Below are 9819 nucleotides of genomic sequence, written 5' to 3'. Positions count from 1 at the left end.
GCGCCTTACGTGGAAGCGGCTCAAGCCCTGGGCGCCACCTGGGCTCACATTGCCCGCCACCACCTCCTGGCGGGCATGGCGCGGCCCCTGCTCGCCCAGGGGGCCGCGTCGGCGGCCATCGCCCTCGTGGCCGACGCCGGGTTGAGCTACCTCGGCCTCGGGCTGCAGCCGCCCACGCCGTCGTGGGGACTCCTCTTGAAAGAGGCCCAGCAGGCCCTGGGCCTTTCCCTCTGGCCGGCGGCTGCGCCGGGCCTCTTTCTCGCCGCGGCGGCCCTGTGCTTCAACACCATCGCCTCCGGGCTGCAATCACCCAGGTGAGGGCGCACCCGGCGGAAGGTGACGCAGCAGAGCCTTGGCTACGCCTGCGGGAATAGCTCGGCCACAGACGCGCTTCAAGTGGTGGCTGGCCGGGAGGGCCGGTACGCCCGGTTTACGCCTTTGGGTTTGCCGGAGGCAGCCGCTTCCCGAGTTCCCTTGCGAACAGGAGCATGAAGGCAAGGCCCTGCCGCGTGTCCGCGTCCGTGGCAAGGCGGGCAAGCTGGCCGAGGCTTGGCGGCTTCTTCTGGGTTCGAGCCTGCCTGGCGGCGGCTCCCAGCGCCCGCAGGGCGTCCGGGAGCACCGGCTGCCCGTTCTGGACAAGCTCGTCCGCCAGCGCTCCGGCCTCGGCTGCAAGCGACGCCATGCGCACCACGATCCCCGGCGTCATCGAGTCGACCATCGCCTTGAGGGCCTCCGCCAGGTCGGCGAGCACCCCCAGGGTACCGGAAGCCTCGAGTTCGTCGAGCCGGGCGAGCAGGCGCTGCTGGACGCCGGCCGTCGGCGCGCCGTTGTGCGCGCCCGCCTGGGTCTGGTTGTTGCTGGCGCTTTGAGGCATGGGTTCTTTTCCGTCCCTCCCTCGCAAGCGACGTCTCCGAAAGCCGCACGCCTGTTCGCTACAGGAGCCCCCGCGCCGAGAGCCAGTAGAGTTCGTTGTACGCCAGCTTGAACTGGTGCAGCATGGGCGACGCCCTCGCCGGCCTCGGCGGCCGGGTGTAGCTGAACTCGATGTAGCTCCCCTCCTCGCCGCCCGCCTCGATGAAGCAGAACACCTTTCCGTCGTAGCGGTGCGACGGAGGTTGCCCCTCCAGGGCGGCGGCGATGTTCTCGGCCGCCACCTCGGCCTCGTAGTGGGCAGTGGAGCCGGCTTTGCTCACGGGCAGGTTCGTGGCGTCCCCCACCACGTAGATGTTGTCGTAGCCGGCCGCCTGCAGCGTGTAGCGGTCGGTGGCGACGAAGCCCTGCTCGTCACCCAGCCCGGAATCCGAGATGACGCGGGCACCCCGGTGGGGCGCGACCGAGATCAAAAGGTCGTAGTCGTACTCGCTGCCCTCCAGGCTGAACACCTTGCGGGATTCGGGATCGAGGCGTTGCACGTTGAAGAAGGTCTCCGCCACGATGCCGCGCCGCTCGAACTCGGCGGCGGCCCACTCGGACACGGGCGGCAGCGAGTGGAGGCGACCGATCGGGTAGGTGTAGACGACCTCCACGCCGTCCCGCCGTCCCAGGCTGCGGAAGTAGCGGTCGAGGGTGAACACCATCTCCAGGGGCGCGACCGGGCACTTGTGCGGCACGTCCACGGTCAGGACGATGCGGCCGCCCTCGAACCGCCGAAGCGCGTCCCGCAGCCGCACCGCATCCTCGGCCGTGTAGAAGCCATGCGCCCCTTCGGCCATCCCGGGCACTCGCGTCGGGTCAGGGTAAGATCCGGTCGCGATGACGAGGTAGTCGTACGCGTAGATGGCGCCGTTTTGGGTGATGACCCGGGACCCCTTCGCGTCGATCTGCTCGGCCGGGTCAACGACCAGCTTCACGCCGGGAACCAAAAGCGACGCCTGTTCCCGCTGAAAGCGGGACAGCGGCGCCTCCCCGAACGCCATGAAGAGGAACCCGGGCTGGTAGGTGTGCCACGGGGAGGCGGTCAACTGGATGACCTCGAGCGCCCCTGCTTCGATGCGGCCGCGCAGCCGCCGGGCCAGATGGTTGGCCACCATGGTGCCGCCCGGCCCGCCGCCCAGAATCAGGACGCGGTTTACCTTGCTCACCGCCGCCTTCTCCCCCTAGCGCGCCTTTCGCACGCCGATCCGCCAGTGATCGCCCTCTTCGAGCACGTAGAGGAGGTCGTGGCCGGCCTTCTTGATCCACTCCGGCACGTCTTTGCTCGAGCCCCGGTCGCTCGACCAGAGTTCCACCACCGTGCCGACGGGCTGCGCCTTGATGGTCTTGATGAGTTCCATCAGAGGCCCCGGGCAAAAGGACCCTCGGGCATCCACGACCCGGTCGGGCTTGACCTGTGCGCCGTTGAGGCTGTCCGCCTGCCCTGCCGTGGCCTTGTCGATGGCCATCGAACGCTCGCCTCCCTATATGGTCAGGATCTGAGCGCCTTCCGACTTGCCGAAAAACGCGGTGACCCCGATGACGTCCTCCACCAGGTCGGTGAAGTCTTCGGGCTTCCACCCCATCACGTCCGCCGCCAGGGCGCAGCCGTAAACGTGGAGGTCCCCGAGTTCGCGCCCCTGGCGGAGCAGGTCGTAGAAGAGCGGGACCTTCTTGGCCACGAGTTCCCGGCCCACGTCGTCGAGCACGAAGTCCCGCCTTTCGATCACGGACCGGCGGAACTGCCCCAGCGCCTCCATGGTGGCGAAGACGTTGACCTCCATGCCTGCCGATGCCGCCACCGACGCCATCAGGCTTGCGGCGTGGAGCTTGCTCAACTGGGGCGACAGCACGACGATCGACAGCTTCGGCCGATCCGGCATAGCCGTGTATTCCCTCCCCCGTTGGGTTGATACCATGCCGTGCAGGGTATCATCCAACCCCACTGTAACGACTTGTGAAGTCCGTCACCAAGTGACAACTGTCCATCCTTTCCGAGGGCAAACGCCCGGGGCTTTCGCCCCTCGAGGGGTGAATGCCGCCCGCAGCTGCCCGTCGGCCGGCGCGGCTCCCTCGGGCCGGGAACGGGAGGGAGCCCGGGGAGCAAAGGGGAGGGTAAAATGAAAAGCGAAAGCGCTTAACTCAACAAGCGAGCGCCGGGAACGAGGCGGGGCGGCGCGTTTGGGAGGGGTGCCTGTGACCTGGAAGCCGGGCGTGTACGACAGCGATGACGAGCAGGACAACGAGGAGGACGCCAGCGATGCCAGCGGCCGCCACGGCGCCACAGGTAGCCTTCCAGGGGTGGGCAGGCCCGTTCGCCGCTTCCGGGTGAGCGTCGGCGGGATCCCTTACCTGGTGGAAGTCGAGGAGCTGCCGGAACGGCAGGTCTTGCGGACGCTGATGAGGTCCGCCGCTTCGGGGCCTGGCCCCTCGTTCTCCGAACCCTCTTTGCGGCCGCTCCCCGGGGCCATAAGCGGCCGCCCGCCCTGGCCCGGCTGGGGGAACCGCCCGTGATGGCGGCGCGGGACATGCTCCCTGACCTGGCGCGGCGCGTGCGCTCGGGTGACCGCGGGGCTGTGGCCAGAGCCCTGACCATCGTGGAGAGGGCGAGCCTCGACGGCGAGTTGCACGCGCCGGCCGCTGCCGAGGAAGCGGGCGTTCAAGCGCTGCTCGCGGGGGTCATCCGGGCGCACGTGGTCGGCATCACGGGCGCGCCGGGTTCGGGGAAGAGCACCCTCATCGGCCACCTGGCCGTGCACCTGCGCCGGCAGGGACGCAAGGTCGGCATCCTTGCGGTGGATCCGTCGAGCCCGTTCTCGGGCGGCGCCGTGCTGGGCGACCGGCTGCGGATGGGGCTTCCCGCCGACGACCCGGGGCTGTTCATGCGCAGCCTGGCGAGCCGGGGCCACCAGGGCGGGCTGGCGCTTTCGGTGTTCGGTATGGTGCGGGTGCTGGACGCGGCCGGCATGGACCTCATTTTGGTCGAGACCGTGGGCGCCGGCCAGAACGACGTCGGCGTGCTCGGGGTGGCGCACACGGTGGTGCTGGTGTTCAACCCGGCGGCCGGCGACGAGGTTCAGGCGCTCAAGGCCGGGATCGTGGAGATCGGCGACGTCATGGTGGTGAACAAGTCCGATCTGCCGGGCGCCGATGAAGCCTACCGGGCCATCATGAGCGTCCTGGGGCTCTCGCCGGAGGCGCCGGGCCTCTGGAGGCCGCCGGTGCTGCAGGTCTCGTCGGTGCGCCAGAGCGGCTTCGCTGAACTGGCCGACGCCGTGGAGCAGCACCGCCGCTACCTCGACTCCGGGCCGGCCGGCGCCCAACGCCGGCGCACGCAGGCCGAGTGGGAGCTGCGGGCCGCCCTGCTCGCCGCTCTGGAACGCCGGTATCTGGGTGCGGCCCGGGAGTCGGGGCTGTGGGGGCAACTGGTGGAGCAGGTGGCACAGGGCCGGATCGCCTCCTATCAAGCGGCTCTCCGCCTCGTTGGCGACAACCGGCCCGGCGACCCTACCCCTTGACCGCCCCCGCCAGGATGCCGCGCACGAAGTAGCGCTGCAGGGCGAAGAAGACGGCCACGGGCACCACCATCGAGACGAACGCAGCCGCCGTCAGCACGTGCCACTCCTGCCCGAAGCTGCCCACCAGGCTGCTGAGCTTGAGCGTGAGCGGGGCGGTCTGGGCGCCGCCGCCCAGGTAGATGAGGGCGACCAGCAGGTCGTTCCATACCCACAAGAACTGGAAAATCGCCAGCGACGCGAGCGCCGGCGTGGACATGGGCAGCGCCAGCCGGAAGAACGCCGACAGCGGCGAGGCGCCGTCGATGTATGCCGACTCGAACACCTCTTCCGGGAGTGACGCGAAGAAGTTGCGCATCAGGTAGATGGCGAAGGGCAGCCCGTAGCCGGTGTGGGCAAGCCACAGCCCGGCGAGCGTCCCCGCCAGGCCGCTCTGGCTGTAAATCCGGAGGATCGGGACGAAGGTCATCTGCAGCGGCACGACGAGAAAGGCCACCACCGCAAGAAACAGCACCTGCCGCCCCGGAAAGTCGAGCCAGGCGAACGCAAAGGCAGCGAGCGACGCCAGCAGGATGGGCAGCAGCGTGGCCGGCACCGTGATGAGGAAGCTGTTGAAAAAGGCCCGGCCCATCCCCTGCTGGCCGAGGACGTGCCGGTAGTTTTCGAGCGTCCACCGGGTCAGGTCGAAGGGGTTGGCAAAGATGGTCCACCACCCGGAACCCGCCACGTCCGGCGCCGGCCGGAGCGAGCTGACCAGAAGCCCCAGGGTCGGCAGCAACCACGCCAGCGCCACCAGCACCACCACCGTGTCGACCAGGGCGCCGGGCGCGGTGCCGCCAACGGAGCGGCCCCTCATCGCTCGGCCTCCTGCTGCCTGAAGCGGCGGATGTTGGCCAGCATGACGGGCACGATGGCCAAAAACAGAATGACCGCGATGGCGCTGGCGCGCCCGAAGTGGCGGAACTGGAACATCTCCTTGTACATCCGGTTGGCCATCACTTCCGTGTCGAAGTTGCCATTGGTCATGACGTAGACGATGTCGAACACCTTCAGCACGTTGATGACCATGGTGGTGGCCACCACGGCCACGGTGGACTGGAGCAGCGGGAGGCTGACCTTCCAGAAGACCTGCCACTCGCCGGCCCCGTCGACCCGGGCGGCCTCCAGCAGTTCCCTCGGGATGCCCTTGTAGGCGGCCGACAGCACCACCATGGCAAAGCCGGTCCAGATCCAGACCCCCACGGCAATGAGGGCCAGGTTGTTGATCCACGGGCGTTCGATGAGCCATCCCACAGGCTCGCGCCCAAACAGCATCAGAAGCTGGTTCGCAAGCCCGATCTGGGCTGAAGTCGCCGGCCGGTAGGCGTAGATGAACTTCCAGATGACGCCCGCTCCCACGAACGAAATGGCCATGGGCAGGAAGATGACCGACTTGGCCACCGCCTCGTAGCGCACCCGGTCCGCCAGCACCGCGAGCACCAGGCCCAGGCCCACGGTGGCGGCGGTGAAGACCAAAAGCCACAGCAGGTTGTTGCGGAAGGCCGTGCGCATGGCGCTGGAGGTGAACAGGTCGACGTAGTTGTGGAAGCCGACGAAGTGCTGCGACCGGCGGTCGAAGAAGCTCAGGTAGACGGTGCCGAGCGTCGGGTAGGCCAGGTAGAAGCCGACCAGCAGCAGGGCCGGCCCCGTGAAGCCCCATGCCCACGCTCTGCCGCGCTGCATTCACGTCCCTCCGTTCAAAGTTCGACCGTGGGCCCGGCAGGGCCCGGGGGCGGGCACTGCTCCCGCCCGCGAGGCCCTGCCGCACCGTGACGGGATCAGCGGTAGGCGTCCTTTGCAGCCGACTCGATGGCGCGCAGCGTGTCATCCAGCGACTCGCCGCCCACGTAGCGCAGGATCCCCTCCCAGAAGGCGCCCGATCCCACTGCCGCCGGCATCAGGTCGGATCCGTCGAAGCGGAAGACCTCGGCGCTGACCAGGATCTGGGCCGCTTTGCGGGTGAGCGGGTCGGGGTAGACCTCCATGCGCACCGCCCGGTTGGCGGAGAGCTTCCCGAGCGCTGCCACCCAGCGCTCCTGGGCCGCCGGCGAGGCCAGGTACTGCATCACCTTGCGAGCTTCGGGCGTGTCGCGCAGCATGCCGACCATGTCGGCTGCGCCCAGGGCGGGTGTGCCCCAGCGCGCATCGATGGGCGGCAGTGCGAAGAAGTCGTAGTCCTGGCCCGCCACCAGGCCCGGGTTGTTCTGGCGGATGAAGCTCTGGATGAACGTGGCCTGCCGGTGCAGGTACGCCCTGGGCGGCGACGTGAACAGGAAGTTGGGCGCATCCCCGAAGTTGGTCGACAGCGCGCCGGTGGTGCCGCCGTACACGTACCTCGGGTTGCGGGCGATCTGCCCGAAGATCTCCCACGCCCGCTTCACCCGGGCGTCCGTCCACGGGATCTGGTGGGCCACCCACTGGTCGTAGACCTCAGGCCCGGCCGTCCGGAGCATGATGTCCTCGATCCAGTCGGTGCCCGGCCAGCCGCTGGCTGCACCGCTCTCCAGCCCGATGGCCCAGGGCGTCACGCCGCCTGCGGCGATCCGTTCGGTGAGGCTCATGAGCTCGTCCCAGGTCTTCGGGACGGTGTACCCCCGGGCAGCGAACGCCTTCGGGTTGTACCACACCAGGCTCTTCAGGTCGGCGGAGATGAAGATGGCGTGCAGCTTGCCCTGGTAGCTCCCCAGGTCGATCCAGACGGGGGCGTACTGGTTTTTGAGCGTGTTCATGTCGAGCACTTTGGAGAGGTCGACCAGGTGACCCTCGGCGGCCAGTTCACGCATCTGGCCGGGGTTGGGCAGCGCCGCCAGGTCCGGAGGGTTGCCGGCCGCCACGCGGGTGGTCAGCACCGCCGGCAGGTCCCGGGTGCCCGTGAACTCCACCTTGATGCCGGTCTCCTTCTCGAAGGGCTCCAGGACCTTCAGGAACGCTTCCAGTTCCTGCCCGCCCCAGGTGCCCAGCATGGTGACCGTGCGGGGGGCCGCAAGGCCGGGCAAGGAGAAGGCGGCGGCCGGCAGGGCCACCATCAACAACGCCAAACCAAGGCGCCTAAAACGAGCCCAACGCTGCGAACGCTCCTTCATGAGGGCCCTCCTTCCAGGCCGGTAGCTGAACTGCGCCATGCCGGGCCTGCCAGGCCCTTGCTCGCATCCTGACGGCGGCTGCTACACCCCCCTTCGGGAGCTCCCCGCGGCCTCAGCGCTCTCGTTGGCCGGGGCCGTGGAACGCCCGGGATGCAATACGCAGGGAACGACGACCGACCGGGCACCGGGCTCGGGGCCGGCGGCCGGGAGGTCCCGGTCGGGCCGGTGGCGGCGGCCGATTTGCTCCAGCAGGAGTTCGGCCACCAGCGTGCCGAGCTGGCGGATGGGTTGCGCGGCCGTGGTGAGGGGAGGGTCGACCAGCCTTCCCAGGTTGATCCCGTCGAACCCCACCACCGATACGTCCTCAGGCACCCGAAGCCCGGCGTCCCGAAGTGCCTCGATGACCCCGATGGCCATCAGGTCGTTGCACGCGAAAATGGCGCTCAGCCGCACGCCTGCGAACGCGGCCCGCTCTGCCTCGATCAGTCGCCGGGCTGCCGCGAAGCCGCCCTCCCGGGTGAAGTCAGCTTCGACCACCCGGTGTGGCGGCACGCAAGCGCCGGCACGCTCCATGGCCCCGGTGAAGCCCGACAATCGGCGGCGCGCGGCGACCAGGTGCAGGGGGCCGGTCACGCAGGCGATCTCGCGATGGCCCAGCTCGATCAGATGCTGCACGGCGAGCCGGGCGCCGCCGGCGTTGTCACCGTCCACGCTGAAGAGCCGGTCCGCGGAGCCGCCGGCCGCCGGTTCGGGCGTCCCGAGCGTCACAAACGGCACCTGGTGCTGCATCAGCATCGCAAGGCGCGGGTCATCGGCGGCAATCTCGGTCAACACGGCCCCGTCCACCATGCTGCCGACCACCAGGTCTTCGAGGCTGCCGGGCGCCGAGGCCGGAAGGTCTCGCGACTCGGAAGCGGCCGGGCGGTCAGGGAGGGTCAGCACCAGGTTGTAGCCGGCGGAGGTGAGCCGGTCGCCGAGAGCTCCCAGGAACTCCAGGAAGAACGGGTCGGAGAAGCTGCGGGGCGGCGCCGGCGTTGCCACCGCCACCATGAACGTTCGCCCCCGGGCGAGGGCGCTCGCAATACGGTGGCGGCTGTAGCCCAGGCGCCTGGCCGCCTCCTCGATGCGAAGCCGCGTCTCGGCCTTGACCCGGCGATCGCCCGCCAGGGCCCTGGAGACCGTTGACTTGGAGACCCCTGCCTCCCTGGCCACGTGCGCAATGCTGGGCTTCACAGCCCCGATGGCTTCCTTCCCGGTCACGTCGCGAAATACAACCGGTTGTATTCAACCGTTTCCACACACCGCCGCCCATCCCCTGCCTGCTTCCCCCCTTCGGCCGGTCCAGCACCCGGGTCCTAGCCTGGGCATATCCTGCCGGTGACCTGGCCAGGAGGACGGGGTGGGGGGCGTGCCGCTTGGCTCGGCACAGGAAGTCGCGCGAGTACCTGGACGACTGGATCGCGGTGGCCGTGGGCCTGTTGCTGGTGGGGATGGCCGGCTTTGGTTGGCTTCGTGGCGTCCCCTGGTAACGGCTGACGCGTTGCGGTGGGCCCTGGCGGGCAGCCTGCTTGGGGGATTGGCCCTCGTGGCCCGCACGCTGACGGGCGCGACCGGTTGGTCGGACGGCTACCCCCTGTGGGCGATGCTGCTGGGAGCCGGTGCCGGAACGTTCGGGCGCCGGATGGGCCGGTTCCACGTGGTGAGGCGGCTGGCCCGCAGCGAGGTCTTCTTGAAGGTCGGCCTCGTACTGCTGGGTGCGTCCGTGCCCCTCGGCCAGGTGCGCAGCGTGGGCGGCCGGGGCCTGGCGCTGGTGGCCCTCGGCGTCGTCACCGTGTTTGCGTTCACGTGGTGGCTGGCGACGAAGCTTGCGCTGGACCGGCGGCTGCGGTCCGTGCTCTGTTCAGCCGTGGCGGTGTCGGGCCTGTCCGGGGCAGCGGCCACCGCCGCGGCCGTCCGTGCCCAGAGCGAGCAGCTGGGTCTGGTCACGGCCCTCGTCATCCTGACGGGGCTGCCGATGAGCGTGCTTCAGCCGCTGATGGCGCGGTGGCTCCACCTGCCCTCGCCGGTGGCCGGCGCCTGGGTCGGCAGCAACCTGGACACGACGGCCACCGTGCTGGCGGCCGGATCCATGCTGGGGGAGGGGGCGCTGCGGGTCGCCTCGGTCGTCAAGGTGGCGCAGAACTGCCTCATCGGCCTGGTGGCGGCCGCCCTGGCCGCTGCGGGCGACGGCCGCCGCGGGCTTTGCGTCATCGTCGACGCGTGGCGGCGCT

The 9819-nt window shown here is 69.6% G+C and carries 12 protein-coding genes; 4 read left to right on the top strand and 8 right to left on the bottom strand.

Annotated features, from left to right (window positions below; genetic code table 11):
- On the top strand, positions 1 to 318 hold a 318-nt coding region (locus AB1609_08530; protein ID MEW6046514.1), incomplete at its 5' end, for an ABC transporter permease subunit.
- Between the two features lie 112 nt (positions 319 to 430).
- Here AB1609_08530 and AB1609_08525 read toward each other — a convergent pair.
- The 4 genes from AB1609_08525 to AB1609_08510 are packed head-to-tail and all read right to left on the bottom strand — an operon-like array spanning position 431 to position 2795.
- Positions 431 to 874, bottom strand: a complete 444-nt coding sequence (locus AB1609_08525) for a DUF1641 domain-containing protein (GenBank protein MEW6046513.1) — start codon at positions 872 to 874, stop codon at positions 431 to 433.
- 58 nt (positions 875 to 932) lie between these two features.
- Entirely contained in the window at positions 933 to 2081 is a 1149-nt protein-coding gene (locus AB1609_08520; protein ID MEW6046512.1) for an FAD-dependent oxidoreductase, read from the bottom strand.
- A 15-nt stretch (positions 2082 to 2096) separates the two neighbouring features.
- Positions 2097 to 2381 carry a sulfurtransferase TusA family protein gene (locus AB1609_08515; protein ID MEW6046511.1) on the bottom strand — a complete coding sequence of 95 codons (285 nt, stop codon included), beginning with the start codon at positions 2379 to 2381 and terminating at the stop codon, positions 2097 to 2099.
- A 15-nt stretch (positions 2382 to 2396) separates the two neighbouring features.
- Positions 2397 to 2795, bottom strand: coding sequence for a DsrE/DsrF/DrsH-like family protein (locus tag AB1609_08510; GenBank protein MEW6046510.1), 399 nt, complete (start codon positions 2793 to 2795; stop codon positions 2397 to 2399).
- 313 nt (positions 2796 to 3108) lie between these two features.
- Between AB1609_08510 and AB1609_08505 the strand changes: the two genes are divergently transcribed.
- Both AB1609_08505 and meaB read left to right on the top strand, forming a co-directional pair.
- Complete coding sequence (locus AB1609_08505; protein MEW6046509.1) at positions 3109 to 3426, top strand: hypothetical protein; 318 nt, start codon at positions 3109 to 3111, stop codon at positions 3424 to 3426.
- Positions 3426 to 4430 (top strand): methylmalonyl Co-A mutase-associated GTPase MeaB, encoded by a 1005-nt coding sequence (gene meaB, locus AB1609_08500; protein MEW6046508.1) that lies wholly within the window; start codon positions 3426 to 3428, stop codon positions 4428 to 4430. Before AB1609_08505 ends, meaB begins: the two co-directional genes overlap by 1 nt.
- Here meaB and AB1609_08495 read toward each other — a convergent pair.
- From AB1609_08495 to AB1609_08480, 4 genes are all read right to left on the bottom strand, one after another.
- Positions 4420 to 5283, bottom strand: coding sequence for a carbohydrate ABC transporter permease (locus tag AB1609_08495; protein ID MEW6046507.1), 864 nt, complete (start codon positions 5281 to 5283; stop codon positions 4420 to 4422). The genes meaB and AB1609_08495 overlap by 11 nt on opposite strands.
- Positions 5280 to 6149: a sugar ABC transporter permease gene (locus AB1609_08490; GenBank protein ID MEW6046506.1), complete on the bottom strand. Its 870-nt coding sequence runs from the start codon at positions 6147 to 6149 to the stop codon at positions 5280 to 5282. The genes AB1609_08495 and AB1609_08490 overlap by 4 nt, the downstream gene beginning before the upstream one ends.
- Positions 6150 to 6244: 95 nt before the next feature.
- Entirely contained in the window at positions 6245 to 7549 is a 1305-nt protein-coding gene (locus tag AB1609_08485; GenBank protein MEW6046505.1) for an ABC transporter substrate-binding protein, read from the bottom strand.
- An 81-nt stretch (positions 7550 to 7630) separates the two neighbouring features.
- Positions 7631 to 8782 carry a LacI family DNA-binding transcriptional regulator gene (locus AB1609_08480; protein MEW6046504.1) on the bottom strand — a complete coding sequence of 384 codons (1152 nt, stop codon included), beginning with the start codon at positions 8780 to 8782 and terminating at the stop codon, positions 7631 to 7633.
- Positions 8783 to 9053: 271 nt separating this feature from the next.
- Here AB1609_08480 and AB1609_08475 point away from each other — a divergent pair.
- Positions 9054 to 9819, top strand: a 766-nt coding sequence (locus AB1609_08475) for a putative sulfate exporter family transporter (GenBank protein MEW6046503.1), incomplete at its 3' end; no start/stop codon positions are given.

Source organism: Bacillota bacterium (assembly GCA_040754675.1).
Lineage (GTDB): Bacteria > Bacillota > Limnochordia > Limnochordales > Geochordaceae > Geochorda.
Note: the sequence above shows the minus strand (reverse complement) of the source record. Positions and strands in the feature narration are given on the sequence as shown.